The 25179-nt window shown below is 67.3% G+C and carries 25 protein-coding genes; 12 read left to right on the plus strand and 13 right to left on the minus strand.

Annotated features, from left to right (window positions below):
- The 3 genes from Q0L89_RS03005 (at nucleotide 1) to Q0L89_RS03015 (ending at nucleotide 2700) form a co-directional block, all read left to right on the plus strand.
- Nucleotides 1-879: a protease modulator HflC gene (locus Q0L89_RS03005; protein ID WP_296762429.1), complete on the plus strand. Its 879-nt coding sequence runs from the start codon at nucleotides 1-3 to the stop codon at nucleotides 877-879.
- A complete protein-coding gene (locus tag Q0L89_RS03010) occupies nucleotides 876-1070 on the plus strand; it encodes a DUF2065 family protein (RefSeq protein ID WP_296762431.1) in 195 nt (64 codons plus the stop codon). Before Q0L89_RS03005 ends, Q0L89_RS03010 begins: the two co-directional genes overlap by 4 nt.
- A 238-nt stretch (nucleotides 1071-1308) precedes the next feature.
- Complete coding sequence (locus Q0L89_RS03015) at nucleotides 1309-2700, plus strand: Do family serine endopeptidase (RefSeq protein WP_296762485.1); 1392 nt, start codon at nucleotides 1309-1311, stop codon at nucleotides 2698-2700.
- Between the two features lie 69 nt (nucleotides 2701-2769).
- Here Q0L89_RS03015 and Q0L89_RS03020 read toward each other — a convergent pair whose 3' ends face one another.
- Entirely contained in the window at nucleotides 2770-3300 is a 531-nt protein-coding gene (locus Q0L89_RS03020) for a peptidoglycan-binding domain-containing protein (RefSeq protein WP_296762433.1), read from the minus strand.
- 192 nt (nucleotides 3301-3492) lie between these two features.
- Here Q0L89_RS03020 and Q0L89_RS03025 point away from each other — a divergent pair, with 192 nt between their 5' ends.
- Nucleotides 3493-3816: a 2Fe-2S iron-sulfur cluster-binding protein gene (locus tag Q0L89_RS03025; RefSeq protein WP_296762434.1), complete on the plus strand. Its 324-nt coding sequence runs from the start codon at nucleotides 3493-3495 to the stop codon at nucleotides 3814-3816.
- 11 nt (nucleotides 3817-3827) lie between these two features.
- Nucleotides 3828-4523: a VCBS repeat-containing protein gene (locus Q0L89_RS03030; protein WP_296762436.1), complete on the plus strand. Its 696-nt coding sequence runs from the start codon at nucleotides 3828-3830 to the stop codon at nucleotides 4521-4523.
- 56 nt (nucleotides 4524-4579) lie between these two features.
- Here Q0L89_RS03030 and Q0L89_RS03035 read toward each other — a convergent pair whose 3' ends face one another.
- The 4 genes from Q0L89_RS03035 to Q0L89_RS03050 all read right to left on the minus strand — a co-directional run bounded on the left by Q0L89_RS03035 (nucleotide 4580) and on the right by Q0L89_RS03050 (nucleotide 7615).
- The gene (locus Q0L89_RS03035; protein ID WP_296762438.1) at nucleotides 4580-5236 is read right to left on the minus strand and encodes a DUF1638 domain-containing protein; all 657 of its coding nucleotides are present in this window, start codon (nucleotides 5234-5236) and stop codon (nucleotides 4580-4582) included.
- Nucleotides 5237-5270: 34 nt separating this feature from the next.
- The gene (locus Q0L89_RS03040) at nucleotides 5271-5981 is read right to left on the minus strand and encodes a B12-binding domain-containing protein (RefSeq protein WP_296762440.1); all 711 of its coding nucleotides are present in this window, start codon (nucleotides 5979-5981) and stop codon (nucleotides 5271-5273) included.
- A gap of 179 nt (nucleotides 5982-6160) precedes the next feature.
- Nucleotides 6161-7186, minus strand: a complete 1026-nt coding sequence (gene bmt / locus Q0L89_RS03045) for a betaine--homocysteine S-methyltransferase (RefSeq protein WP_296762442.1) — start codon at nucleotides 7184-7186, stop codon at nucleotides 6161-6163.
- Nucleotides 7187-7300: 114 nt separating this feature from the next.
- Nucleotides 7301-7615, minus strand: a complete 315-nt coding sequence (locus Q0L89_RS03050; RefSeq protein WP_296762444.1) for a DUF1476 domain-containing protein — start codon at nucleotides 7613-7615, stop codon at nucleotides 7301-7303.
- Nucleotides 7616-7768: 153 nt separating this feature from the next.
- Here Q0L89_RS03050 and purC point away from each other — a divergent pair, with 153 nt between their 5' ends.
- The 7 genes from purC to Q0L89_RS03085 all read left to right on the plus strand — a co-directional run bounded on the left by purC (nucleotide 7769) and on the right by Q0L89_RS03085 (nucleotide 17556).
- Entirely contained in the window at nucleotides 7769-8533 is a 765-nt protein-coding gene (gene purC, locus Q0L89_RS03055; RefSeq protein WP_296762446.1) for a phosphoribosylaminoimidazolesuccinocarboxamide synthase, read from the plus strand.
- A 14-nt stretch (nucleotides 8534-8547) separates the two neighbouring features.
- A complete protein-coding gene (gene purS / locus Q0L89_RS03060; RefSeq protein WP_296762448.1) occupies nucleotides 8548-8787 on the plus strand; it encodes a phosphoribosylformylglycinamidine synthase subunit PurS in 240 nt (79 codons plus the stop codon).
- A 356-nt stretch (nucleotides 8788-9143) separates the two neighbouring features.
- A complete protein-coding gene (gene purQ, locus Q0L89_RS03065) occupies nucleotides 9144-9812 on the plus strand; it encodes a phosphoribosylformylglycinamidine synthase subunit PurQ (protein WP_296762450.1) in 669 nt (222 codons plus the stop codon).
- 36 nt (nucleotides 9813-9848) lie between these two features.
- The gene (locus Q0L89_RS03070; RefSeq protein WP_296762453.1) at nucleotides 9849-11618 is read left to right on the plus strand and encodes an ATP-binding protein; all 1770 of its coding nucleotides are present in this window, start codon (nucleotides 9849-9851) and stop codon (nucleotides 11616-11618) included.
- 3 nt (nucleotides 11619-11621) lie between these two features.
- The gene (locus Q0L89_RS03075; RefSeq protein ID WP_296762454.1) at nucleotides 11622-12956 is read left to right on the plus strand and encodes a sigma-54 dependent transcriptional regulator; all 1335 of its coding nucleotides are present in this window, start codon (nucleotides 11622-11624) and stop codon (nucleotides 12954-12956) included.
- Nucleotides 12957-13366: 410 nt separating this feature from the next.
- A complete protein-coding gene (locus Q0L89_RS03080) occupies nucleotides 13367-16216 on the plus strand; it encodes a ribonuclease E/G (protein ID WP_296762486.1) in 2850 nt (949 codons plus the stop codon).
- A gap of 125 nt (nucleotides 16217-16341) precedes the next feature.
- The gene (locus Q0L89_RS03085) at nucleotides 16342-17556 is read left to right on the plus strand and encodes a hypothetical protein (RefSeq protein WP_296762456.1); all 1215 of its coding nucleotides are present in this window, start codon (nucleotides 16342-16344) and stop codon (nucleotides 17554-17556) included.
- Nucleotides 17557-17575: 19 nt separating this feature from the next.
- Here Q0L89_RS03085 and Q0L89_RS03090 read toward each other — a convergent pair whose 3' ends face one another.
- The 8 genes from Q0L89_RS03090 to Q0L89_RS03125 all read right to left on the minus strand — a co-directional run bounded on the left by Q0L89_RS03090 (nucleotide 17576) and on the right by Q0L89_RS03125 (nucleotide 25179).
- Nucleotides 17576-18811: a LysM peptidoglycan-binding domain-containing protein gene (locus tag Q0L89_RS03090; RefSeq protein ID WP_296762458.1), complete on the minus strand. Its 1236-nt coding sequence runs from the start codon at nucleotides 18809-18811 to the stop codon at nucleotides 17576-17578.
- Nucleotides 18812-18875: 64 nt separating this feature from the next.
- The gene (locus Q0L89_RS03095) at nucleotides 18876-19526 is read right to left on the minus strand and encodes a protein-L-isoaspartate(D-aspartate) O-methyltransferase (protein ID WP_296762460.1); all 651 of its coding nucleotides are present in this window, start codon (nucleotides 19524-19526) and stop codon (nucleotides 18876-18878) included.
- Nucleotides 19523-20311: a 5'/3'-nucleotidase SurE gene (gene surE, locus Q0L89_RS03100; RefSeq protein ID WP_296762462.1), complete on the minus strand. Its 789-nt coding sequence runs from the start codon at nucleotides 20309-20311 to the stop codon at nucleotides 19523-19525. Before surE ends, Q0L89_RS03095 begins: the two co-directional genes overlap by 4 nt.
- A gap of 174 nt (nucleotides 20312-20485) precedes the next feature.
- Nucleotides 20486-21127 (minus strand): SDR family NAD(P)-dependent oxidoreductase, encoded by a 642-nt coding sequence (locus Q0L89_RS03105; RefSeq protein ID WP_296762463.1) that lies wholly within the window; start codon nucleotides 21125-21127, stop codon nucleotides 20486-20488.
- A gap of 47 nt (nucleotides 21128-21174) precedes the next feature.
- Nucleotides 21175-22632 (minus strand): amidophosphoribosyltransferase, encoded by a 1458-nt coding sequence (gene purF, locus Q0L89_RS03110; RefSeq protein ID WP_296762487.1) that lies wholly within the window; start codon nucleotides 22630-22632, stop codon nucleotides 21175-21177.
- Nucleotides 22633-22794: 162 nt separating this feature from the next.
- Nucleotides 22795-23346: a CvpA family protein gene (locus Q0L89_RS03115; RefSeq protein WP_296762465.1), complete on the minus strand. Its 552-nt coding sequence runs from the start codon at nucleotides 23344-23346 to the stop codon at nucleotides 22795-22797.
- Nucleotides 23347-23375: 29 nt separating this feature from the next.
- On the minus strand, nucleotides 23376-24740 hold the full coding sequence (gene radA / locus Q0L89_RS03120) for a DNA repair protein RadA (RefSeq protein WP_296762467.1): 1365 nt from the start codon (nucleotides 24738-24740) through the stop codon (nucleotides 23376-23378).
- A 55-nt stretch (nucleotides 24741-24795) separates the two neighbouring features.
- On the minus strand, nucleotides 24796-25179 hold the full coding sequence (locus Q0L89_RS03125) for a hypothetical protein (protein ID WP_296762468.1): 384 nt from the start codon (nucleotides 25177-25179) through the stop codon (nucleotides 24796-24798).

Here is a 25179-nt window from a genome sequence, read left to right on the forward strand (position 1 = left end):
ATGCGCAAGACAACACTCCTGCTGCCGCTCGTCGTGATCCTCGTGATCGCCGGGCTGTCGTCGATCTTCGTGGTGGACGAGCGTGAAAAGGCGCTGGTGCTGCAATTCGGGCAGATCAAGGCTGTCAAGAAAGAGCCCGGACTGGCGTTCAAGATCCCGCTCATCCAGGAGGTCGTGCGCTATGACGACCGCATCCTGTCGCTGGATACCGAAACGATCGAGGTCACGCCGTCGGACGACCGCCGCCTGGTGGTGGACGCCTTTGCCCGGTATCGCATTGCCGACGTGGTGGAATTCCGCAAGGCGGTTGGCGTCGGTGGCGTGCGTGCCGCCGAGTCGCGACTCCAGTCGGTTCTCAATGCGCAGATCCGTGAGGTGCTGGGCGCTGACCAGGTCACGTCCGATACCATCCTTTCAGAGGACCGGCGCGAGCTGATGAACCGCATCCGTGATCAGGCGCAGACGAGCGCGCAGGGTCTGGGGCTGAACGTCGTCGACGTGCGGCTCAAGCAAACCAACCTGCCCACGCAGAACCTTGACGCAACCTTCGCGCGGATGCGCGCCGAGCGCGAGCGTGAAGCCGCCGACGAGATCGCCCGCGGTAAGGAAGCGGCCCAGCGCGTGCGCGCCCAGGCCGACCGGACCGTGACCGAAACCGTATCGGATGCCGAACGCGAGGCACAGGTGATCCGCGGCGAGGCCGATGCGCGGCGCAACGCGGTGCTGGCCGAAGCCTACGGCAAAGATACCGAGTTCTTTGCCTTCTACCGCTCGATGGCGGCCTATGAGAAGGCGCTTTCGGGCGAGAACTCGAACATGGTCATGACGCCTGACAGCGAGTTCTTCGAATACCTGCGCTCGGGGACCGCGTCGCAGTGATCGAGACGGCGTTTCTGGCCCTCGGGCTGGTACTTATCGTGGAGGGGCTGATCTATGCATTGGCCCCTTCGCTTGTCGAACAACTGCTCGACGCGCTGCGCGCGCTGCCGTTGTCGGCGCGTCGCAACCTCGGGCTGGCGGCATTGGCGCTGGGCGTGGCGCTGGTCTGGATCGCCAAGAGCGTCCTCTGATCGGTGGCCGCCGCGCGTCGGCGAGGTGCCGCCGATCCCGGTAACAGGCCCGTGATTGCGCATCGTGCTGCTTTGAAATGGTGCGCGCGCGTTCTTAGATGTCGATCAACAGGCCGGGCTGCGCGGGTTTCGCGCGCCGGGGACGGAGCCAACGAGAGGAGATCAGGATTTGCGACATCACGTAACCGCATTGACGCGCGACGACGACATGGCACCAACGCTCAGGCTTTTCTGGGGCATGTTTCTCGGGCTGGTCGCCGCGATGGCGCTGGCCCTGCCGGCCGCGGCGCGCCCCGGCAGCTTTGCCGACCTTGCCGACAAGATCAGCCCCGCAGTGGTCAACATCACCACCTCGACGATGGTGGCGGGGCAAACCGGGCCGGGGCCCATTGTGCCCGAGGGCAGCCCGTTCGAGGACTTCTTCCGCCAGTTCCAGGATCGCAACAACCCCGAGGGGCGGCCGCGCCGGCGTTCGGCGCTGGGGTCCGGGTTCGTGATTTCCGAGGACGGCTTTATCGTTACCAACAACCATGTAATTGACGGCGCCGACGAGATCGATGTCGAATTTCAGGATGGCGAGACATTCGCCGCCGAGGTCATGGGCACCGACCCCAAGACCGACATCGCGCTGCTCAAGGTCAAGGCCGACCAACCGCTGCCCTTCGTCACCTTCGGCGACAGCGACACGGCGCGCGTCGGCGACTGGGTGCTGGCGGTCGGCAACCCGCTGGGGCAGGGCTTCTCGGTCAGCGCCGGGATCGTGTCGGCCCGCAACCGGGCGCTGTCGGGCACCTATGATGACTACATCCAGACTGACGCGGCGATCAACCGCGGCAATTCGGGCGGGCCGCTGTTCAACATGGATGGCAAGGTCGTCGGCGTGAACACCGCGATCCTGTCGCCCAATGGCGGCTCGATCGGGATCGGGTTCTCGATGGCCTCGAACGTGGTCGGCCGCGTCATCGATCAGCTCAAGGAGTTCGGCGAAACGCGGCGCGGATGGCTGGGCGTGCGCATCCAGAACGTGACCGACGACATGGCCGAGGCAATGGGCCTGGAAGCGGCGCGCGGGGCACTGGTCACCGACGTGCCCGAGGGTCCGGCGCGCGAGGCCGGCATGAAGCAGGGTGACGTGATCTTGTCCTTCGACGGGCGCGAGGTGACCGACACGCGCGAACTGGTGCGTGTGGTGGGCAACACCAAGGTCGGCAAGACCGTCCGCGTGGTGGTCTTCCGCGATGACGGAACGACGACGCTGAAAGTCACGCTGGGCCGTCGCGAAGAGGCCGAGGCCGCCGCCATTCCCGCGGCACAGCCGAGCGAACCCGTGCAGGACAGCGTGATGGGGCTCACGCTGAGCACCCTGACCGAAGACCTGCGCCGGCAACTCGAACTGGGCGACCGGGCCAACGGCCTGGTGGTGATGGATGTCGACCCGGCCTCGCAGGCCTACGAGAAGGGTCTGCGCGCCGGCGACCTGATCACCGAGGCCGGGCAACAGACGCTCATGACGATCACGGATTTCGAAAACCGGATCGAGGCCGCGCGCGAGGCCGGGCGCAAATCGTTGCTGCTGCTGGTGCGGCGCGGCGGGGAGCCGCGTTTCGTGGCCCTGTCGGTGGCCGAGTAGACCCGCGTACAGGGTCGCGTAACGGGGCGCCCCGGTTCGGGGCGCCCTTTTTTCCATCCGTGCAAGGGGTTACTCCGATTGATCCTCGCGCGGGACCGGCGCCAGCCCGAGGCTGCGCGCCGTCTTCAACGTCAGGATGCCCGAGTCCAGCCCACGCGGCTTCTGAAAACGCCGGATCGCGGCGCGGGTGCGCCCGTCCATCCTGCCGCTCGCGGTCCCGCGATAGATCCCGCGCACCTTCAGCGCGCGCTGTAGCGAGGCGACGAATTCGGGTGTCATCTGGTCCTCGCAGGGGGTCTCGAACCAGGTTTCGCTGCGTTCGCGCGTGATCACGCTTTCGGTCGCTGTCCGGTAGATCGCCGGGGTGCGCACGGTGCCGTCGGCCATGACCTCGGGCGGCTGCACCATGATCTGGTGGGTAACGGTTTCGACCCGGGCCGGCGTTACCTTCTTGCCCCAGCAGGTGCCTGCGCGCGCGCCGGGGGGCGCGGTCTGTGTCTGGCGGATCAGTTCCGGTTCGCTCACCCTGCCGGGCGCCTCGTCACAGGCGCCCAGAAGGGCGGCACAGGCAACAGCCATCAGTGGGCCGGGGTGTTTCATCTGCTCGGGCCTTTCTGGCGCGTTGTGGCGGTTGTAGCCGGTTTTGAGCGCCCGGGAAAGCGTCCTCCCGATCGTTTCGGTCCGGGCCGTGGCGCCACCTACCTGCAAAGCGCGGCTCGGCGCGCGAAAGGGCTGGAATGCGCGGCGCGCCTTTACTAGGTATGGCCCGAAGAAACCAGAGGAAGGCGCGAGATGGCGAAGATCACCTATATCGAGCACAACGGTACCGAGCACGTCGTCGACGTGGCCACCGGCCTGACCGTGATGGAGGGCGCACGCGACAACAACATCCCCGGCATCGAGGCCGATTGCGGCGGCGCCTGCGCCTGTTCCACCTGCCATGTCTACGTCGCCCCCGACTGGGTCGCGAAACTGCCCGAAAGGGACGACATGGAGGAAGACATGCTCGATTTCGCCTATGAACCCGACCCCGAGCGTTCGCGCCTGACCTGCCAGATCAAGGTGACCGACGATCTGGACGGGCTGATCGTGCAGATGCCCGAAAAGCAGATCTGAGCATGGCGCGCATGGCAGCGATTCTCCTGTCGTGCTGCGTGGCGCTTCTGGCGCTGCCGGCGGGCGCAGGCGGGGTCGCGCAGGCGCGCTATGATGCCCCGACAACCCGCTATGCCCATGGCGTGCTGGGCGACGCTGTCGAATACGGCGCGCTGGTGCTGACGCTGGACGATGGTAGCGAACGGCGCATCACCCTGCCCGGCACGCGCGTGTTCGAGGATGTCGCGCCGCGGCTGATCCGCGACGGTGACGGAAGGGTGCTGGCGATGGTGGTGGAAAGCAGCCTCGCCAAGGGGGCCCGGGTGGCGCTTTACGATGCAGACGGCCTGCGCGCGGCCACCCCGCATATCGGCCGCCCGCATCGCTGGCTGGCGCCCGTGGGGGCCGCCGATCTCGACGGTGACGGGCGGATCGAGGTGGCCTATGTCGACCGCCCGCACCTGGCCATGCGCTTGCGTGTCTGGCGCCTTGCGGGCGGGCGACTGGTGCATGTCGCCGACAAGGGCGGGCTGAGCAACCACCGCATCGGGTGGGATTTCATCCCCGGCGGCATCCGGCAATGTAGCGCAGCACCCGAGATGGTGACCGCCACCGCGGACTGGTCGGCCATCGTCGCCAGCACGCTCAGGGAGGGCCGTATCGCCACGCGCCGCATCGGTACCTACGATGGATCCGCAAGCCTCGACGCTGCGCTGAGCTGTCCCTGATCTTCATCTTTCCGGAAATACTCCGGGGGTGCGGGGGGCTGGCCCCCCGCCCGGGCTCAATCGCGGCGCGATCCCTCCTTCGCGGCCTGCCGCGCAAGCGCGTCCTCCAGGTCGCCATAGCCCGTGAACCGGCGCTCGAAAGCCAGCCCCAGCCGCTCGGCGCAGTGGCGGGCCTTCCCGGTCAGCGCCGGGTCGTCGGTCTGGGCCTGGTAGACCAGTTTCTCGTAATTTCCGAAATACACCTCGCGCAACTGCGGGTGCCGGTCGAGCCCCAGCGGCCGGATCACGAAGGCGTCGAACTGGCGCACCAGGAAATCGGTCAGGTAAAAGGCCGTCGCCTCGTCGCGGGCCGCGAAGGCGGCGTTGCCTTCGAAGAAACTGTAACAGTGCGGCCCTTCGAGCATCTCGACGCCCAACTCGTCGCAGGTGCGTGCCAGTTGGCCACCGGTGCCGCAATCGCCGTAAGCGACGAAAATCCGCTCATAGCTCGCGCGGTGGCGCGCCACCATGTCGCGCACCGCGGGGGCGATGCGCTCGGGGTGGTTGTGCAGGATCGCGGGCAGGCAGGCCAGGTCCAGATGATGCAGCCCGTTGGCGTCGCGGATTGCCACGATCTCGCGTGCCAGCGCCCCGCAGGCCACCACCAGAACCCGCCCCGCCCGCGCGGGCGGCAGGCCCTCGCGGGTCAGAGTGGTGTCGCTGGGCAGGGTCATGCGCGGGGGCCTCCTGCGCGTGGCGGGGCGCTGTTCAGGCGCCGACGCTGACGCCCTGGTTGTGCTTGCGTGACATGTAGTCCTTGGCGGTCTCGACGGCCACGGCGGCGTCGCGGCAATAGGCGTCGGCGCCGATGGCGCGGCCGAATTCCTCGTTCAGCGGCGCGCCGCCGACCAGTACCACGTATTCCTCGCGCAGCCCCTTTTCGATCATCGTGTCGATCACGACTTTCATGTAGGGCATGGTGGTGGTCAACAGCGCCGACATGCCCAGGATATCGGGTTGCTCGGTCTCCAGCGCCTCGAGGTAGTTCTCGACCGGGTTGTTGATGCCCAGATCGACGACCTCGAAACCGGCGCCTTCCATCATCATCGACACCAGGTTCTTGCCGATGTCGTGGATGTCGCCCTTGACGGTGCCGATCACCATCTTGCCCATGCGCGGGGCGCCGGTTTCGGCCAGCAGCGGCTTGAGGATGTACATGCCGCCCTTCATCGCGTTGGCCGCCAGCAGCACCTCGGGCACGAACAGGATACCGTCGCGGAAATCCTTGCCGACGACGGTCATGCCGCCCACCAGCGCCTCGGTCAGTATCCTGTAGGGCGCCCAGCCGCGTTCCAGCAGGATGTTGACGCCTTCCTCGATCTCGTCCCTCAGGCCGTCATAGAGGTCGTCGAACATCTGTTGAACGAGTTCGTCGTCGTCCAGTTCGGAAAGGATCAGCTCGTCTTCTTCATCCGACATGGGATATCCCCTGCTTTGGGCGCGGGCGCCGCGCGCGACTTGTGCCTGCCCCTGCTTTGGCCATTTTGTCGCATCCGCACTGTCCGGATTGCGACATGCGCGCACCCGCAACCGACTTCGGGCGGCAAATGCCGCTCACCGGGGGTAAATTCTGCTTGTCTGCGTGGGGGTTGCGCGGATCAGCCGCGCCGCCGGCGGCGCCCGCCGCCACGGCGCGGCGCCGGTTCTTCGCCCGCGTCGCCGGTGCCTTCGGTGGCCGACGAGAACGGCCCCAGCGCCTGCGTGATCTGTTCCAGCGTCGGGCGCGGACCGCGCGGGCGCGTCTCCAGCGCCAGGCGCATCTTCTCCAGGTGCGCGGGCATGGTGCCGCAGCAGCCCCCGATGATGGTGGCGCCGCAGTCGCGGGCCATCGCGGCGTAATCGGCCATCAGGTCGGGCGTGCCGTCATAGTGGATATGGCCGTCGTGGTATTTGGGGATGCCGGCGTTGCCCTTGGCGATGATCGGACGCTCGGCCCCTTGTGCGGCGAATCCCAACACCGTGCGCAGCAGGTCCGATGCACCGGTTCCGCAATTGGCGCCGTAAGCCAGCGGCGGGTTGTCGAGCCCCTCGACGATCGCCACCATGTCGGCGCTGGTCAGGCCCATCATGGTGCGCCCGGCTGTGTCGAAGCTCATGGTGCCGCACCACGCCATCCCGGCCAGCCGGAACGCCTCGGCGGCGGCGCGGTATTCCTCGGGCGCCGAGATGGTCTCCAGCCATGCGACGTCGGCGCCGCCCGCCTTGAGCCCCTCGGCCTGTTCGTGGAACATCTCGACCGCCAGCGCGTGGGTCATCACGCCCATGGGTTCGAATATCTCGCCAGTGGGGCCGACCGACCCGGCCACCACCACCGGGCGTCCGGCGGCGTCGGCCACCTCGCGGCCCAGCTCCGCGGCGATGCGCGACAGCTCAAAGGCACGCTTTTGCGCGCCGTGCAGTTTCAGCCGGCTGGCATTGCCGCCGAAGGAGTTGGTCAGGAAGATGTCACTGCCCGCGTCCACCGCGCCGCGGTAAAGCGTGCGGATGCGCTCGGGGTGGGTGTCGTTCCACAACTCGGGAGCCTCGCCCGATTGCAACCCCATATTGAACAGGTTGGTCCCCGTGGCGCCGTCGGCCATCAGCCAGTCGCGGGTATCGAGAAGGCGGGAAAGGGCATCGGTCATGGCGCGATCCTGATCGGCTCGGACCCCCACGTGCGGCGGGCATCAAATCGGGTTTCGCCCGCGGCGCGAGACGGAAGCGTGCCCCGGAGACAGCGGCGCGCAGATGAGCGGCGTTCAGTGCTCCTTGACGAGCTGGCCCTTTGCCTCGCGCAGGAACTCTTCCATCTTGGCGCGGATCTGGGCCTCGTCGGCGCGCCCGCCCAGATCGCCGGCGACCTTGCGCACGACATCCTCGTGACCGGCTTCCTGGAAATCGGCCTTGATGACTTCGGCGGCGTAGGTCTGGGCTTCCGCGCCGGTCTTGCCCAGAAGCTCGGCCGCCCACAGGCCCAACAGCTTGTTGCGCCGGGCCTCGGCCTTGAACTGCATTTCGGCGTCATGGGCGAATTTGTTTTCGAACGCGTTTTCGCGGTCGTCGAAGGTGCTCATGGTCCGGTCCTCGGATCAGATTGACGTTCCCCCTGATATGCCTGCCGCGAGGCTTGGGCGCAAGGGGCTGCATCTTGCGGCGGGCGGGCCCTTGAACTATGAGATGCGGCAAGGGCGCGGGGACTCATCCCCGCAAACAGCGACGGAGTGGCCATGGCGCGGCGCAAGAAGATCTACGAGGGCAAGGCGAAAATCCTGTACGAGGGCCCCGAACCAGGCACCATCGTGCAGTATTTCAAGGACGATGCCACCGCCTTCAACGCCCAGAAGCACGACGTGATCGAGGGCAAGGGGGTGCTCAACAACCTGTTGTCCGAATTCTTCATGACCGGGCTGGGCAATGTCGGGGTGCCGACGCATTTCATCAAGCGCATGAACATGCGCGAACAGATGGTGCGCGCCTGCGAGATCGTGCCGCTGGAAATCATCGTGCGCAATTACGCCGCCGGGTCGCTGGCCAAGCGGCTGGGCCTGGACGAGGGCGGGCAACTGCCACGCCCGATCGTGGAATACTGCCTCAAGGACGATGCGCTTGGCGATCCGCTGGTCAGCGAGGAACACATCGCCGCCTTCGGGTGGGCCAGCCAGCAGGACATGGACGACATTCTCAGCCTGGCGCTGCGGGTCAACGATTTTCTCAGCGGGGTGCTGTTCGGTGTCGGTATCCGGCTGGCGGATTTCAAGATCGAGGTCGGGCGCGTCTATGACGGCGATTTCCAGCGCCTGATCCTCGCCGATGAAATCAGCCCCGATTCGTGCCGCCTTTGGGATATCGAGACCGGCCAGAAGCTCGACAAGGACGTGTTCCGGCGCGATCTGGGTAGTCTGACCGACGCCTATACCGAGGTCGCGCGGCGGCTGGGCGTGCTGCCCCGGGGCGGCGCCACGCCGATGGCCAAGCCGACGCTGATCAACTGAAGGGGACTCCACCGATGAAGGCACGCGTGCATGTGATGCTCAAGACCGGCGTCCTGGACCCACAGGGCGAGGCGGTGCGCCACGCGCTGGGCAGCCTCGGCTTCGACGGGGTCGAAGGCGTGCGCCAGGGCAAGGTGATCGAGCTGGACCTGGCCGAGACGGACCCAACCCGCGCCGAGGCGCAGGTGCGCGACATGTGCGAGCGGTTGCTGGCCAACACCGTGATCGAAAGCTACACGGTGGAACTGACCTGAGGGGCGGCTGCCGGTCCGCTTTGCGGGACGGAGCTGCCGTTCGCAGCGGTCGCCAAGCCGTGCATCACCGGGCCGTGGTGCGGCGATCCAACGTTCGTGCGGCAGCACTTTATGTTTGCATAATCCGAAAAAGATCAAAGTGTTGCGCAGGCGCCAACCAAATCGCCGTGCCGGGGGGCGGCCCGGCGATGCGCGGCGGCGCGTTCCGCGCCTTGATTCCGCGCATGGGTAACGGACATTATTGGTACCTGGCCCCATCTCCCGCACTCCGCGCCGCGTGCCGCACCTCCCCGTGATGGACAAGCACGTCGCAGCGCGCTAGAGCATCGCCACAGCATCAACAGAGGGTCCTTGTCATGCGCGCGGCTGTCATCGTCTTTCCCGGCTCCAACTGCGACCGTGATCTTGCCGTTGCCCTTGAGCGGGCGGGCGCGCGGGTGTCCATGGTGTGGCACAAGGATACCGAACTGCCCGCCGGTATCGACCTTGTCGCGATCCCCGGCGGGTTCTCGTTCGGTGATTACCTGCGCTGCGGGGCGATCGCCGCCAACTCGCCCATCTGCCGCTCGGTGGTGGCGCATGCCGAACGCGGCGGCCACGTCCTGGGCATCTGCAACGGCTTTCAGGTGCTGACCGAAACCGGCCTGCTGCCCGGCGCGCTGATGCGCAATGCAGGGCTCAAGTTCATCTGCCGGCGCACCGAACTGCGGGTCGAGACGACCGACAGCCCGTTCACCTCGGGCTATGCGCCGGGGCAGGTGATCGACATCCCCGTTGCGCACCACGAGGGCAACTACACCGCCGGCCCGGATCTGGTGGCGCGGCTGCGCGACGCGGATCGCATCGCCTTTACCTATTGCGACAACCTCAACGGATCGGTCGCCGATATCGCCGGAATCCTCAGCGAAAACCGCCGCGTTCTGGGCATGATGCCGCATCCCGAACGCGCCGCCGACGCGGGCCACGGCGGCACCGATGGGGCGATCCTGTTCGATTCGGTGGTCGCGCAGATGGCGACGGCCTGACTTGAGCCGCCGGCGCGCAGGGCGTACACATAGCCGATGGCGCGCACGAGCTTAACCGAACAAACTGCGGACGGTCCGCGCACCGTAAGCTGGCGGGCGCGGCTGGCGCTGGGCCTGCTGCTGGTACTGGCAGTGGTGACGGTGGTGGTGAGCAACCGTTTCCTGACCGAACGCTTCACCAGCGACACCCGCAACCGCGCCGAATTGCGGCTGGCGCTTTACGGCGGCAACCTGATGAGCGAGCTGCGCCGCAACGCTATCGTGCCGCAGCTTCTGGCGCGCGACCCGACGCTGATCGCGGCGCTTGCCACCTCGGATTTCTCGCAGTCGACGCAGCGGCTGCTGTCGTTCGTCGAGGAAATCGGCGCCGCATCGCTGATGCTGCTCGACCGCGACGGGCGCGCCGTGGCCGCCACCGACCGCAACCGCCTGGGCTCGCAGCACCGCAGCGCCTCCTATTTCGTCGATGCGCTGCGCTCGCGCGATACGCTTTTCAGCGTCGGCGAGCGCGAAAGCGGTGGCTACCGGTTCACCTATTCGCGCCGGATCGAGCAGCGGGGCGAGGTTCACGGCGTGATCCTTGTCGAGGTGGACCTGCGCAAGTTCGAACAGGACTGGAAGGGCATTTCCGACGCGGTGCTGGTCACGGACAGCTCCGGGATGATCATCTTGGCGACCGAGCCGCGCTGGCGTGGCCTGACCGAGGAGCGCGCGCTGGCGCGGGCCCCGGCCGAAAGCGCCATCGAGCGCGCCATCCAGGCCACTGCCGACTGGACCGCCGAGCGTGCCGATGCCTACCTGGGCGGTGAGGCGGTGATGCGGGTCGAATCGCGGCTGCCATTCCGAGGCTGGCGGATCGCCAGCTTCACCACCTATGACAGCGTGCGCGAGAAGGTGAACGGCGTCCTGGCGCTGGAAATCATGGGATTCGCGGTGCTGTTCGCGCTGGCATTCTATTTCCTGTCGCGCCGCACGGCAGTGCGCATGGCGCTGTTCCAGCGCGAATCGGCGGAGCTCCGCCGGTTGAACGCGCGGCTACAGCGTGAAATCGCCGAGCGCGAGCGGGTCCAGGAAACCCTTGCCGAGGCCGAGCAGACGCTTGCCCAAAGCTCCAAGCTGGCGGTTCTGGGCGAAATGTCGGCGGCTGTCAGCCACGAGTTGAACCAGCCGCTGGCGGCGATGAAAACCTACCTGGCCGGCGCCCGGCTGCTGGTGCAGCGCAACCGCGCCGACGAGGCGCTGTCGGCCTTCCAGCGTATCGACGACCTGATCGGGCGGATGGGGGCCATTACCCGGCAGCTGAAGTCCTATGCGCGCAAGGGCGGGGACGTGTTCGAACCCGTCGACCTGCGCGACGCGGTCGCGGCATCGCTTTCGATGATGGAACCGCAGCTCAAACAGCGCAGCGTTCGCATCAGCCGCGCGTTACCGGCCCACCCGGTGCGCGTGATGGGCGACCGCGTTCGTATCGAGCAGGTGTTGGTCAACCTGTTGCGCAACGCCCTGGACGCCACCCACGGCGAGGCGGAACCGCAGATCGACATCATCCTGGCAGCGGGCGAAACCGCGTCGCTGAGCGTGCGCGACAACGGCCCCGGGATCGCGGATCTGGAGTCCCTGTTCGAACCCTTCTATACCACCAAGAAGCCCGGCGACGGGGTCGGCCTGGGGCTGGCGATCTCGTCGGGGATCGTCGCCGACATGGGCGGACGGCTGATCGCCCGAAATGCCGAGGGCGGGGGGGCTGTATTCGAGATGCAATTGCCTATCTTGACTGATGATGCAGAAACAGAAGCGGCGGAGTAGCCCATGTCGAAAGTGATGAAGATCGCCATCGTGGATGACGAACAGGACATGCGGCAATCGATCAGCCAGTGGCTGGCGCTGTCGGGGTTCGACACCGAGATATACGCGGGCGCCGAAGAGGCGCTCAGGGCGCTCGGCCCCGATTACCCCGGCATCGTGATCACCGACATCCGTATGCCCGGCATGGACGGGATGCAGTTGCTCAAGAAGCTGATGGCGACCGACAGCGCGCTGCCGGTGATCATGATCACTGGGCACGGCGACGTGCCCATGGCGGTCGAGGCAATGCGCCTGGGCGCCCATGATTTTCTTGAAAAGCCGTTCAACCCCGAACGCATGACCGAGCTGGCCAAGCAGGCGGTCGCGGCGCGGCGGCTGACGCTGGACAACCGCGCGCTCAGGCGCGAGTTGTCGCATGGCGAGCATATCATGAACAAGCTCATCGGCTCCAGCAGCAGCATGGAACGCCTGCGCGAGGACATCCTGGACCTCGGCCAGGCCGATGGCCATGTCCTGATCGACGGCGAAACCGGCACCGGCAAGACGCTGGTGGCGCACGCGCTGCACGCGGTCGGCTCGCGCTCGGGGCGCAAGTTCGTGTTGGTGGCCTGTGGCGCGCTGGAAGAGGAGGCGCTGACGCGGCGCCTGTTCGGGCCGGTGCTGCCAGACGAAAGCCGCCTGCCCGCGGTCGAAGAGGCGCGCGGCGGCACCTTGGTGCTGGAAGGGGTCGAAACCCTTTCGGACGCGCAGCAGGAGCGCCTTCTGGGCGTCATCAACGAGCAGGGCGCGCCGCCCGAGACGCGCATCATCGCCATTTCCAATCTTCAGGACGAGGGGCGCACCAGCGAGGACGCCCTGCGCGCCGACCTGTTCTACCGGATGGCGTCGTTGCGCATGACCCTGCCGCCGTTGCGCGCGCGCGGCGAGGACATCCTGACCCTTTTCAACCGCTTCGCCGAGCAGTTCTCGGAGGAATATGGCTGCGACGCGCTCACCGTCAGCGCGCAGGAGGCAGCGCAACTGTTGCAGGCGCCGTGGCCCGGCAACGTGCGCCAGCTCATCAACGTGGCCGAACGCGCGGTGCTGCAATCGCGCCGCGGGCAGGGGACGATCACCTCGCTGCTGATGAGCGACAACGACGAGATGGCGCCGGTGATGACCACCGAGGGCAAGCCGCTCAAGGAATATGTCGAGGCGTTCGAGCGCATGCTCATCGACAACACCATGCGCCGCCACAAGGGCTCCATCGCGGCGGTGATGGACGAGCTGTGCCTGCCACGCCGGACGTTGAACGAAAAGATGGCAAAGTACGGTTTGCACCGGTCGGATTATACCTGAATGCCCCGGCCACCGGGCCGGGCGCACATTTTCACCATTGTAATTGGCCCTCCGCTGCCTTTATTGTCCCGCTAACGGCATGGGGTTTGCGACGACCTCGCCGCGAGAGTTTCGCTGTTTCAGACAATCGCAGGAATTACTTCCGCCACGCCTGAACAGACCGATTGGACCCGGACACGGGCCACGAAAGCCCCTGCTGCCCGGAATGCGGCGCCGCAGGGAAGATAATGGGCGCTCCGCAAGCGGGCGTCGGAGAAGAAATGCGATGAGGCGCGCGAGAGCATCAGATCTTAGGGTGGAGTCCGTTCGCGGGCCCTCTCTCGACGCGCCCGGTTTCGCCCAGCCAGACATCAGCCGTATAGCCGTCGCCCCCTGCGGGCGAAGGCCGTGCCGCGATGCAGACGGAAATCATGGCCAAGAAAATGCTGATCGACGCCACGCACGCGGAAGAAACCCGCGTCGTCGTGGTGGATGGAAACAAGGTTGAGGAGTTCGACTTCGAGTCCGAGAACAAGCGTCAGCTTGCGGGCAATATCTACCTGGCGAAGGTAACGCGGGTCGAACCGTCGCTGCAGGCGGCGTTCGTCGATTACGGCGGTAACCGCCACGGATTCCTCGCGTTCTCAGAGATACACCCCGATTACTACCAGATCCCCGTCGCCGACCGCGAGGCGTTGATGGAGGAAGAGCGCGTGCAGGCCGAGGCGCAAGGCGCGCGGGACGACGAAGCCGCCGACGGCGGCGGCCGCGGTGGCCGCGGCCGGGGCGGGCGCAAACCACGCGCGGCCAGGTCCGGTAGCGGCGACGCGACCACGTCGCGTGCTCCCCGCGATGATGCCGGGGCCGTCGAATCCGGGGCCGAGATCACCGGCATGGAGACGATCGACCTGGAGGCCGATGCGGACAAGCACGCCGAGGTGCCCGAGGGCAGCTCGCCGATGGAAACCGTTGCCGAAACGCCCGTAGCCGAACCCGATGAGGGCCAGTCGGCCGGCGGTGACGACGACGGCGGCGACCAGGCAGCCGACACCGCCGCGCCGGCCGACGACGACACGTCGGATGGCAACGGCAACGGTGCCGGCCGGCGCAGCGATGCCGCCCAGAAGGACGACAGCATCGAGGCCATCGCCGACGATGACGACCAGGACGACATCCGCCCGCCGCGCAAGCCGCGGCCGCGCCGGTACAAGATCCAGGAGGTCATCAAGGTCCGCCAGATTTTGCTGGTCCAGGTCGTCAAGGAAGAACGCGGCAACAAGGGCGCGGCGCTGACCACCTACCTTTCGCTTGCCGGGCGCTATTGCGTGCTGATGCCCAACACCGCGCGTGGCGGCGGCATAAGCCGCAAGATTACCAACGCCGTTGACCGCAAGAAGCTCAAGGAAATCGCGAGCGAGATCGACGTGCCCCGCGGTGCCGGGCTGATCGTGCGCACCGCCGGGGCCAAGCGCACCAAGACCGAGATCAAGCGCGACTACGAGTACCTGCAGCGCCTGTGGGAGCAGATTCGCGAACTGACGCTGAAATCCATCGCGCCGGCGAAGATCTACGAGGAGGGCGACCTGATCAAACGCTCGATCCGCGACCTCTACAATCGCGAGATCGACGAGGTGCTGGTCGAAGGTGAAAAGGGCTACCGGATCGCCAAGGACTTCATGAAGATGATCATGCCGTCCCATGCCAAGAACGTGAAACAATACAGTGAGAGCATGCCGCTTTTCGCCCGCCACCAGGTGGAAAGCTATCTCAACTCGATGTTCAACCCCACGGTGCAACTCAGGTCGGGGGGCTACATCGTGATCGGCGTGACCGAGGCGCTGGTGGCGATCGACGTGAACTCCGGCAAGGCGACCAAGGAAGGCTCGATAGAGGACACCGCGCTCAAGACCAACCTCGAAGCGGCGGAAGAGGTCGCCCGACAGGTGCGTCTGCGCGACCTGGCCGGCCTGATCGTGATCGACTTCATCGACATGGACGAGCGCCGCAACAACGCCGCCGTCGAGAAGAAGATCAAGGACAAGCTGAAAACCGACCGCGCCCGCATTCAGGTGGGCCGCATAAGCGGTTTCGGCTTGATGGAGATGTCGCGCCAGCGCCTGCGCCCGGGCATGATCGAGGCCACGACGCAGCCCTGTCCGCATTGCCACGGCACCGGGCTGATTCGCTCGGACGACAACCTGTCGCTGTCGATCCTGCGCCAGATCGAGGAAGAAGGCGTGCGCCGCCGCTCGCGCGAGGTGCTGGTCAAGGCGCCCGTCGGCATCGCCAACTACCTGATGAACTTCAAGCGCGAGCACATCGCGCAGATCGAGGCGCGCTACGGGCTGTCGGTGCGGGTCGAAGGCGACCCGTTCCTCGTCAGCCCCGATTTCAGCCTGGAGAAGTTCAAGACGGCGACCCGTGTCGTCGGCGATGCGACGGCGCCGGTGGTGTCTGTCGATACCTCGCTGATGGACCAGATCGACGCCGACACGCCGGCCGAGGTTGTCGCCGAGGCTGCCGAGACCCCCGATGCCGCCAAGGCCGAGGAGGCCCCCGCCGCCACGCCAGCGGCCGCGGAAGAGGGTGGCAAGCCCAAGAAGCGCCGCCGCCGGCGTCGCCGCAGCGGTGGGAAATCCAAGTCGGGCGAGGGCGCTGAGAACACGCAAGGCGCCGGGCCCGAAGACGACAACGGGCAGGATGCGCAGCCGCAACCCCGGCCCGAGGCGCCCGACGCTGCCGCCGAAACCGATGAGGGTGACAAGAAGCCCGGAAAGAAACCGGCCAAGCGGCGCGCGAAATCCGCGAAGGGCGGCGAAGCGGCCCCCGCCGACAGCCCCGAAGCGGCGACCGGCGAGGCCGCGCAGGCCGAAGCGGGGGCGCCCGCGGACGAAAAGCCCAAGGTCAAGCGCACGCGCAAGAGCCCGGCAAAGACCGCCAGGACCCCGGCCAAGGCCGCGCCGCCTGAGCCGTCTACCGCGTCACCAGACGTGACGGAACCCTCGCCGGCGCCGCAGCCTGATCGCGCTGCCGACAGCCCCAATGGCGCCGTCGCACAGGCGGATGCGGATCAGGCGCCACCCCCGCCGGTGCCGCGCGAGGAGGTTCCCGAACCCGTCGCGGCAACGCCGCACGCAGAGGCCGACACGCCGGACGATGCCGGCGCAGAGGCCGAACCGGCGCCTGCGCCTTCGACCGAATCCGAGGAGGCACCGGCCGCCGCGCCGGAGGAAGACCGCGAAAAGCCCAGGCGCCGCGGCTGGTGGTCGCTGGGACGGTGAGCGTCCGCCGCGCCTGAGCACCGGCAGCAAAGGCCGCGATCCGCAAGGGTCGCGGTCTTTTGCGTTGCGCCTGCCGCGCGATCTGCGGCAACTATGAGGCCGACCGGGCAGATCGAGGGGGCGGCATGACGCGCGACGGAACAAACGATGTGAAACGGCGCCGCGTATTCTACATCCCCGGCTACGACCCGATCCCGCCGCGCCGCTACCGCGAACTCTACCGTGAACACGGTGCGCGGCAGGCACAGGTCAGCCGCTACGCGCTGGATCTCGGCCCGCGGCGTGGTGACGGCCCGTTCGGCTGGCATGTCAGCGCCACCATCGAGGATCGACAGGTCGAGACAGATGTCGAGGTGATGGTCTGGTCGGACCTGGTGCGCGACAGCATGGATCGCGGCATCCTCGCCACCTATGTGCAAATGTTGCGAACCGCGTGGATCTACATTGCCAGCGGTGCGCTGTTCCGGCTTGCGCGCCTGCGCAAGGGGCCGGTGATCGCGGCGCTCTACCCGGTGGTGTTCCTGGTCGGGCAATTGCTGGTTGCGCTGGCGCTGGCAAGGGTGGCCGGCTGGGGCCTGGGTCTGCTGCATCCTTTCGCGGCCTGGGCGGGGCTTTTGGTGGTGCCCCCGGTGCTGGCGGGGTTCCGGCGCATCGACAACCGCCTGTTCGCCTATTACCTGATGCATGACTACGCCTATTCCGCGCAGTTCAAGGGCGCCAACCCACCCGCGTTGGAGGCCCGCCTGGCCACCTTCACCGACCGCATCGCCGCGGCGCTGGCCGAGGATATCGACGAGGTGCTGGTGGTTGGCCATTCCTCGGGTGCGCACCTGGCGGTGTCGGTGCTGTCGGATTTGCTGCGTGCCGGGCACGGCCCCGGGGCGGAGGGGCCGGCGTTGGGGCTGCTGACGCTGGGGCAGGTGGTGCCGATGGTGTCGTTCCTGCCCGATGCCCAACGCCTGCGCGCCGATCTGCGCTACCTGAGCGAAAGCGAGGCGCTGGCCTGGGTCGACGTGACGGCGCCCGGTGACGGCTGCGCCTTCGCGCTGTGCGACCCGGTGGCGGTGACGGGGGTGGCAACCGCGCAGCAGCGTTGGCCGCTGGTGATCTCGGCGGCGTTCAGCGAAACGCTGTCGCCGCCCGAGTGGAGGCGCCTGCGCCGGCGGTTCTTTCGCCTGCATTTCCAGTATCTTTGCGCCTTCGACCGGCCGCGCGACTACGACTATTTCCGCATCACCGCCGGCCCGCGCACGCTGGCGGCGCGCTTTGCCGGGCGCGCGCCGTCGCCGTCAAGGCTCCGGCGGCCGGTTTCGGGCTATCGCGATACCGGCGCGAGCTGAGCCGCCCGCGCCCGCGCGCTCAGGGCAGGTATTGCGCCGGGTCGACGCTTTCGAACCCTTCGCGGACCTCGAAATGCAGATAGTTGGCGTCGCCGTCCCTGATCGAGGCGATTTGCTGCCCGCGGCTGATGCTGTCACCCTTCTTGACGCGGATATCGGCGATGTTGCCGTAGATGGTCAGCAGGTTGTTGTCATGCTTGACCACCAGGATCGGCACTTCGTCGGAATCCGAGGTGATCGCCGCGACGCTGCCCTCGGCCGCAGCGACGATGGCGCTGCCCGCCGACGCCTGGATGTCGATGCCTTCGTTGCGGCCCTTGTCATAGGCGCGGATGATCTTTCCGCGCGTGGGCATCGCCAGGCGCGCATTGTCGGTGTCGGCCGTCTGGGTCTGGCCGAGATCGGGGGCGGACGGCGAGGCCGCCGCGATGTCGTCGGCTGTGTCGTCGGGCAGGGGCTTGCTGGAGGAGGGCGGTGTCGGCGTCGGGCTGCCGACGCCGGGGCTGGTGGCCTCGGCGGTGGTGCGCTCCTGCTCGCCGGTGTCGCCATCGTCGCGCTGCGCCGAGGCTTCGGGCACCGGGATCAGCAGGTATTGGCCTTCGCGCACGGTAAAGCGGCTGTCGAGCCCGTTCCAGTCGGCCAGCGCGCGCGGGGTGACATCATAAAGGCGCGCGATGGAATAAGCGGTCTCGCCCCGTTCCACCTTGTGGCGAATGGGTTCGATGCCGATCTGGGAGTCGGACCGGGGCTGTGCCGGCGCTGCCGAGCCGTCGGTGGTTTCGGCCTCGTCGATGGCGTTTCCGGCCAGCGTGGTGATATCGACGCCCGGCGGCTGGATCGGCCCGGTCGCGGGCGCGCCGGTTGCGGGCGAGGGTTCGGCCACGCGGTCGGGCAGCGCGATGATTTCCCCGGCGCGCAGCGGGTCGTCGGGCTTGATGCCGTTGAAGCGGGCCAGGCGCTGCGCGTCCATGCCGATACGGGTGGCGACATCGCGCAGCGTGTCGCCCCTGCGCGCCACCGCGACCTGGTAGCCCGGGTACGAGATGATACCGCGGTCGTCGGGCTGCGGGCGGTCTGCTGTCGCTTTCCGCGCCGCGTCGCTGGTGGTCATGGCATTGCCGAAATTGCCGCGCATGTCGTAGTCGAGCGGCTCGCTGCACGCCGCAAGCAGGGCAAGCGCGCATCCGGTCGCGATCACGCGCCGCTGCAGGTGCCGGCGGTTGGGCGTCGTGGGGCTGTTGTCGGGGTGGGTCATCTCGATTTCCTCTGTCTCTCCCCTTGTGGCCGGGGCCTTGGCTGACTGTGTATCGGTCGGCCGGTCAAGCATCGCGCCCCAACCCTTCGACAAGTGGAACGAAACGCACCTGGCGCAACTCGTCGTAATCGTAACCCGCGTCATGCCTTGTGACGCGGATCAGGCTTTGCACGGTGTCGGACTGTCCGACTGGCAATACCATGATACCCCCGATCTTGAGTTGCGCCAATAGCGGGCCTGGGGGGTCTTCGGCCGCGGCTGTGACAAGGATACGGTCGAACGGGGCCTGTTCGGGCAGCCCGAAGCTGCCATCGACGGTGAGCGCGGTGATGTTGGTCAGGTCCAGCGCCTCGAAAATGGCGCGTGCCTCGCGCACCAGGCGGCGGTGCCGGTCGACGGTATAGACCCGGCGCGCCAACTGCGACAGGATCGCGGCCTGGTAGCCGCTGCCGGTGCCCACCTCCAGCACCTTGTCGCGCGGGTTGATGCGCAGCGCCTGGGTCATCAGCCCCACGATCGAGGGCTGCGATATGGTCTGCCCGCAGGCGATCGGCAGCGGCATGTCCTCGTAGGCGCGGTCGGCGAAATGGCCACGGATGAACGGGCCGCGGTCGATCTTTTCCATCGCCGAGAGAACCCGCGCATCGGTGACGCCCTTCGAGCGCAGCGCGAAAAGGAACTGCATCTTGCGTGTGGCGTCGTCCGGGTCGTTCATTCGAAGGCCTTGATCTGGTCGAGGATGTCGTGCGCGGTCAGGTCGGCGCGCATCGGCGTGACCGAGATGTAGCCGTCGAGGTTGACGGCGGCATCGGTATCCGGCGCGGTCGGACGGTGCTGATCGCCGCCCTTGACCCAGAGGAACTTGCGCCCCGAGGGCGACAGGTGCGGTTCGACCCCGAAATGGGTGTGGCGGCGAAAGCCCTGCGCCACGATCCGCGTGCCCTTGACCTCGGCGGCGGGCAGGGGCGGGAAGTTGATGTTGTAGAACAGCCGGTAATCGGCGCCATCCTCGGAATGTGGCGTCGCGGCCAAAAGCTTTCGGATGACGCCCGCCGCGTGTTCGGCGGCGGCCTCGAACGGATTGTCGGCCTGGAAATTCTGCGGGCCCAGATACTGCGACAGCGCCATCGCCGGCAACCCCTGGAGTGCGGCTTCCATGGCGCCGCCCAGGGTGCCGGAATAAAGCGCGTTCTCGGCCGAGTTGTTGCCCCGGTTGACGCCGGACAGCACCAGGTCGGGGCGGTCTTCGCGCAGCACCTCGTGCAGCCCGGCCATGACGCAGTCTGCGGGGCTGCCCTCGGCCGCGTAGCGCCGCGCCCCCAGCTTGGCCAGCATCATCGGATGGGTGTAGCTGATCGCATGGCCGACCCCCGATTGCTCGAAGGCGGGCGCGACGGTCCAGACTTCGCCGTCCGCGCCGGCCAGGTCGGTGGCGATGGCGTGCAGCACCTCCAGCCCCGGGGCGTTGATGCCGTCGTCGTTGGTAATGAGAATACGCATGCCGAGCCCCGTCGCCGTTTCTCTCGTTGTCTAGATGAGTGCCGCGCGCGGGGCAAGCGGCAGACCCCGCCTCGGGGCGCGCGCGGTCAGGGGGCGTTACCTCCTCTTGCCCGTGGCGCGCAATTCACCCCCGGAGGACTTGCAACAAGATGAAGGGCTGGCGCGCGGCCGTGGTCAGGCGATTTCGGCCAGAAGGCGCGCGGCCTCGTCGGCCGGGGTGCTCAGCGCGTCGCGGTCCTCGCCGGGGAAAAAGCGCGCCCGCGTCGCCGTGGCCATCGGTGCGGGTGTCAGAACCGCGACCCGTGGGCCGGTGCGCACGCTTTCGGCTGCCCAGCTTCGGGCCAGCGCGATCTGCGCGGCCTTAGTCGCGCCATAGGCGCCAAAGTACTTTTCGCCCGCGCGCGGGTCGTCGAAGAACAGCGCCGTGCCGTCCTCGCCCAAAAGCGGCGCGATGAACGGGATCAACTGGCCGGTGGCGGTGACGTTGCTGGCCACCGATTTTTCCCAGTCACCGGCATCCAGAAAACAGGCCGGGGCCAAAGGTGCCGCATGGATGGCCGTGTGCGCCCAGATATCGACGGTTCCCCAGCGATCGAAGATCGAGCGGCAAAGCTGTGCCATGGCATCGGGGTTGGTCACGTCCATCGGTGCCAGCGTGGCGTTTCCGCCGGCGTCCTGGATGCGGTCGTCGAGGTCTTCGAGCGCGCCGGTGGTGCGGGCCACCGCCACCACGTGGTGGGTGCCGGCCAGCGCCTCGGCCAGCGCGGCACCAAGGCCGCGTGACGCACCGGTAATCAGGGCAATCTTTTCGCTCATGGTCGCGCTCTCTTGCCTGTGCCGCGCCCGCTATGGGGCATGGCCGACTATTCCGCGGCTTTCACTTTCAGTTGAAAGCCTTTCTCGATCATGTCCGACGGGGCCACCGGATAATCGCCCGAGAAACAGGCGTCGCAGTATTGCGGGCAACCCGCGTCGCGGCCCTGCGCCTCACCCACGGCGCGGTAGAGCCCGTCGAGCGTGACAAACCTCAGGCTGTCCACCTGAAGGTGGCTGCGCATCTCTTCCTCGGACATGCCGGCGGCAAGCAGCTTCTCGCGCTGCGGGGTGTCCACACCATAGAAACAGGGCCAGGCCGTGGGCGGGGACGCGATGCGAAAATGCACCTCCGCCGCGCCGGCATCGAGGATCATTTCCTTGATCTTGCGCGAGGTGGTGCCGCGCACGACGCTGTCATCGACCAGCACCACGCGCTTGCCCTTGATCAGCGCGCGGTTGACGTTGAGCTTGAGCCGCACGCCCATGTTGCGGATCTGCTCGGTCGGCTCGATGAAGGTGCGGCCGACATACTGGTTGCGGATGATCCCCATGGCATAGGGAATGCCCGATTCCTGGCTGAATCCGATCGCGGCGGGGGTGCCGCTGTCGGGCACCGGGCAAACAAGATCGGCCTCGACCGGGGCCTCGCGGGCCAGTTCGACACCGATCTGGCGGCGTGTCTCGTAGACCGAACGCCCGCCCAGGATGCTGTCGGGGCGCGAGAAATAGACATGTTCGAAAATGCAGAAGCGCGGCGATTGCGGCCGGAACGGGAATCGGCTGTCGATGCCGTTGTCGTCGATCACGACCATCTCGCCGGGTTCGATCTCGCGCAGGTAATCCGCCCCGATGATGTCCAGTGCGCAGGTTTCGGAACTCAGGACGTAAGCGCCCGCCACCCGGCCCAGCACCAGCGGCCGCACGCCCAGCGGGTCGCGCACGCCGATGAGCTGGCTCCGGGTCATGGCGACGATGGAAAACGCACCCTCGACCCGGCGCAGTGCGTCCTCCATCCGTTCGGGGATATCCTTTTGCAGCGACCGCGCCATCAGGTGGATGATGCATTCGCTGTCCGAACTCGACTGGAAGATCGAGCCGCGCTCGATCAACTCGCGTCTGAGCGCCTCGGCATTGGTGATGTTGCCGTTATGCGCGATGGCGGCGCCGCCCATCGAGAATTCGCCGAAGAAGGGTTGCACGTCGCGGATCGCGGCGCCCTTGGACCCGGCGGTGGAATAGCGCACATGGCCGATTGACAGCATCCCCGGCAGGGTTTCCATCAGGCTCTGCCGGGTGAAGTTGTCGCGCACATAGCCGAAGCGGTGCGCGGCATTGAACCCGGTCTCGGGCTCGTAGGCGACGATGCCGCCGGCTTCTTGCCCGCGGTGTTGCAGCGCGTGCAGGCCGAGGGCGACGAAATTGGCGGCGTCGGCGACGCCGAGAACCCCGTAGACGCCGCACTCCTCGCGCAGCTCGTCGTCGTCGAAGGGATGGGCGGGGGGCATTTGCTTGGACAAGGCCGAAAGCTCCGAATCCGTTGCGCGTTTTCTGGCCCCTACATAGGCCGTTGACCCCCCGGTGTCACGAAAGGATCATGAAAGCGCCCCGTGCCCGCACCACCGATGGCGCACCGGGCCGGCGACGGCACACAGCGGATTTCAGCCCGGTCACTCGCATACGCTGACAAGGGTCTCGTATTGCTGGGTAATCCAGCCCAGAACCTGCTGGGGTTCGCGGTTCTCGATCTGGGTGGTCATGCGCCCGAATACCTGTGCCGAGCGACTGTCGTCGATCATTGCCACCTCTTGTCCGGTCATGATCGTGTCGTAGACGAAAAACGCCACCGCGATCAGCAAGATACCGCGCAGCACGCCGAACAGGAACCCCGCCCCCTGGTCGAGCCCGCCGATGGCCGAGCGGTGCACCACCGACGAGAACAGCGGCGTGAAAAGTGCCGCGATGACCAGCGCCACGGCGAAGACCGCGGCAAAGGCGGCGATGACCGACAATTCGCAACTGTCGCCGAGGATCGTGCCCACCACCGGGATTTCCTCGACCAGCGGTTGCACCTTCGGGGCAAAGGTAAAGCCCACGATCGCGGCCACAACCCAGCCGACGATGGCCAGCGTCTCGCGCACGATGCCCCGCGCATAAGCCAGAACCGCCGATAACAGGATCAGCAGTGCCACGACACCGTCGATGATGGTAAATCCGTCCATCTGCCCTCATATCCCCGCTTGCCGGGCGCTCAACCGGCGCCGAAAACCTCGCCAACGAATGCCGTCAGATCGCCCATCCGGGTGAGCTCCAACCCGCCGGTCCCGCCCGGCTTGCCGCCCACGGGCATGATTGCCTTGGTGAAACCAAGTTTTTGCGCCTCTTTCAACCTGTTTTCGCTCTGCCCCACCGGGCGCAGCGCGCCCGACAGGCTGATTTCGCCGAACACCACCGTTTCGGCAGGCAGCGCCACGTCCTCGCGCGCGCTCAGCAGCGCCGCGGCCACGGCCAGGTCGGCGGCCGGTTCGCTGACCTTCATGCCGCCGGCGACGTTGAGATAGACATCCAGCCCGGCAAACGGGATGCCGCAGCGCGCCTCAAGCACGGCCAGGATCATCGCCAGCCTCCCGCCGTCCCAACCCACGACCGTGCGCCGCGGCTGCGACAGCGACGAGGGCGCGACCAGGGCCTGGAACTCCACCAGCAGCGGGCGCGTGCCCTCGATTCCCGAAAAGACGACCGAGCCGGGCGCCGGCTCGCCGCGCTCAGACAGGAACAGCGCCGAGGGGTTGGTGACCTCCAACAGCCCGGCGCCGGTCATCTCGAACACGCCGATCTCGTCGGCGGGGCCGAAGCGGTTCTTGACGCTGCGCAGGATGCGGAACTGGTGGCCGCGCTCGCCCTCGAAATAGAGCACGCAATCGACCATGTGCTCGACCACGCGCGGGCCCGCGATCTGGCCTTCCTTGGTGACATGGCCCACCAGCACCACCGACATGTCGTGGCACTTGGCGAAACTGGTCAGTTCGTGCGCGGCGGCACGTACCTGTGCCACGCTGCCCGGCGCGCTTTCGACATTGTCGGCCCACATCGTCTGGATCGAGTCGATGACGACAAGCTGCGGTTTTTCCTCTTCCAGCGTGGTGAGGATGTTGCGCAGGTTGGTCTCGGCCGCCAGCTTGACCGGCGCGTCTGTCAGGGAAAGCCGCTGCGCGCGCATTCGCACCTGGGCGCTGGCCTCTTCGCCCGAGACGTAAAGCGTTTTCAGCCCGGCTCGCGCAAAGTGCGCCGCGCCCTGTAACAGCAGCGTCGACTTGCCGATGCCCGGATCACCCCCCACCAGCACCGCCGATGACGGCACCAGCCCGCCGCCCAGCACGCGGTCAAGCTCGTCCAGCCCCGAACGGGTGCGCGGCGGCGGCACCTCCTGCGTGGCCAGGTCGGTCAGCGCCACGGCGCGCCCGCGCCGCGCCCCGAGCGCTTTTGAGGGCGGCCCAGCCGATAGCGGCTTTTCCTCGACGATGGTGTTCCAGGCCCCGCAGGCATCGCACTGCCCGGCCCATTTCGTCGTCGCGGCGCCGCAGGCCGTGCAGGTGAAGCTCTTGGGTCTTGCCATGGCGCCGTTCTGCCCGACCGCGCGCGAGGGCGCAAGCACGCAGGTGGCACCGCGCTCAATGGGCCACCGCCCACAGGCCCAGCAGCACCAGAACCAGCACGCCGTTGAGCGCATCAACGAGCCGCCAGCGCGCGCCGCGCGGCACCGCCGACAGGCCCAGCAGGGCCGACGCCACAAGCGGCAGCGCCATGCCGCCGCCAAGCCCCACGATGCGATCTGCGATCTGCGCCACCGGCCCGGTGTAGTGCCTCGTCAGCGGCGGGCCAAAGCGTGCCGCGACCCCCGTCAGCGCCACCGCCGCCGCCATTGCCGCGAGGCCGCGCACCCACGCCCCGCGCCCCGCCGCGACCCGCAGCACCGCCAGCGCCATCACCAGCGGCAGGTAGGTGTAGGCCTTGAGCGCGATGAACAACAAGAAAACAGGGCCGGGCTCGAACAT

The organism is Sediminimonas sp. (assembly GCF_024637375.1).
Taxonomy (GTDB): Bacteria; Pseudomonadota; Alphaproteobacteria; order Rhodobacterales; family Rhodobacteraceae; genus Sediminimonas.

What these genes read in the sequence shown, in the direction of transcription:
- purC (WP_296762446.1), top strand. Translation starts at nt 7,769, where the DNA reads ATGGCGCGGCGCAAGAAGATCTACGAGGGCAAGGCGAAAATCCTGTAC.
- Q0L89_RS03005 (WP_296762429.1), top strand. Translation starts at nt 1, where the DNA reads ATGCGCAAGACAACACTCCTGCTGCCGCTCGTCGTGATCCTCGTGATC.
- surE (WP_296762462.1), bottom strand. Translation starts at nt 20,311, where the DNA reads ATGCGTATTCTCATTACCAACGACGACGGCATCAACGCCCCGGGGCTG.
- purS (WP_296762448.1), top strand. Translation starts at nt 8,548, where the DNA reads ATGAAGGCACGCGTGCATGTGATGCTCAAGACCGGCGTCCTGGACCCA.
- purQ (WP_296762450.1), top strand. Translation starts at nt 9,144, where the DNA reads ATGCGCGCGGCTGTCATCGTCTTTCCCGGCTCCAACTGCGACCGTGAT.
- Q0L89_RS03125 (WP_296762468.1), bottom strand. Translation starts at nt 25,179, where the DNA reads ATGTTCGAGCCCGGCCCTGTTTTCTTGTTGTTCATCGCGCTCAAGGCC.
- Q0L89_RS03015 (WP_296762485.1), top strand. Translation starts at nt 1,309, where the DNA reads ATGTTTCTCGGGCTGGTCGCCGCGATGGCGCTGGCCCTGCCGGCCGCG.
- bmt (WP_296762442.1), bottom strand. Translation starts at nt 7,186, where the DNA reads ATGACCGATGCCCTTTCCCGCCTTCTCGATACCCGCGACTGGCTGATG.
- Q0L89_RS03080 (WP_296762486.1), top strand. Translation starts at nt 13,367, where the DNA reads ATGGCCAAGAAAATGCTGATCGACGCCACGCACGCGGAAGAAACCCGC.
- Q0L89_RS03030 (WP_296762436.1), top strand. Translation starts at nt 3,828, where the DNA reads ATGGCAGCGATTCTCCTGTCGTGCTGCGTGGCGCTTCTGGCGCTGCCG.
- Q0L89_RS03090 (WP_296762458.1), bottom strand. Translation starts at nt 18,811, where the DNA reads ATGACCCACCCCGACAACAGCCCCACGACGCCCAACCGCCGGCACCTG.
- Q0L89_RS03035 (WP_296762438.1), bottom strand. Translation starts at nt 5,236, where the DNA reads ATGACCCTGCCCAGCGACACCACTCTGACCCGCGAGGGCCTGCCGCCC.
- Q0L89_RS03075 (WP_296762454.1), top strand. Translation starts at nt 11,622, where the DNA reads ATGTCGAAAGTGATGAAGATCGCCATCGTGGATGACGAACAGGACATG.
- Q0L89_RS03115 (WP_296762465.1), bottom strand. Translation starts at nt 23,346, where the DNA reads ATGGACGGATTTACCATCATCGACGGTGTCGTGGCACTGCTGATCCTG.
- purF (WP_296762487.1), bottom strand. Translation starts at nt 22,632, where the DNA reads ATGCCCCCCGCCCATCCCTTCGACGACGACGAGCTGCGCGAGGAGTGC.
- radA (WP_296762467.1), bottom strand. Translation starts at nt 24,740, where the DNA reads ATGGCAAGACCCAAGAGCTTCACCTGCACGGCCTGCGGCGCCGCGACG.
- Q0L89_RS03020 (WP_296762433.1), bottom strand. Translation starts at nt 3,300, where the DNA reads ATGAAACACCCCGGCCCACTGATGGCTGTTGCCTGTGCCGCCCTTCTG.
- Q0L89_RS03050 (WP_296762444.1), bottom strand. Translation starts at nt 7,615, where the DNA reads ATGAGCACCTTCGACGACCGCGAAAACGCGTTCGAAAACAAATTCGCC.
- Q0L89_RS03105 (WP_296762463.1), bottom strand. Translation starts at nt 21,127, where the DNA reads ATGAGCGAAAAGATTGCCCTGATTACCGGTGCGTCACGCGGCCTTGGT.
- Q0L89_RS03085 (WP_296762456.1), top strand. Translation starts at nt 16,342, where the DNA reads ATGACGCGCGACGGAACAAACGATGTGAAACGGCGCCGCGTATTCTAC.
- Q0L89_RS03025 (WP_296762434.1), top strand. Translation starts at nt 3,493, where the DNA reads ATGGCGAAGATCACCTATATCGAGCACAACGGTACCGAGCACGTCGTC.
- Q0L89_RS03070 (WP_296762453.1), top strand. Translation starts at nt 9,849, where the DNA reads ATGGCGCGCACGAGCTTAACCGAACAAACTGCGGACGGTCCGCGCACC.
- Q0L89_RS03040 (WP_296762440.1), bottom strand. Translation starts at nt 5,981, where the DNA reads ATGTCGGATGAAGAAGACGAGCTGATCCTTTCCGAACTGGACGACGAC.
- Q0L89_RS03095 (WP_296762460.1), bottom strand. Translation starts at nt 19,526, where the DNA reads ATGAACGACCCGGACGACGCCACACGCAAGATGCAGTTCCTTTTCGCG.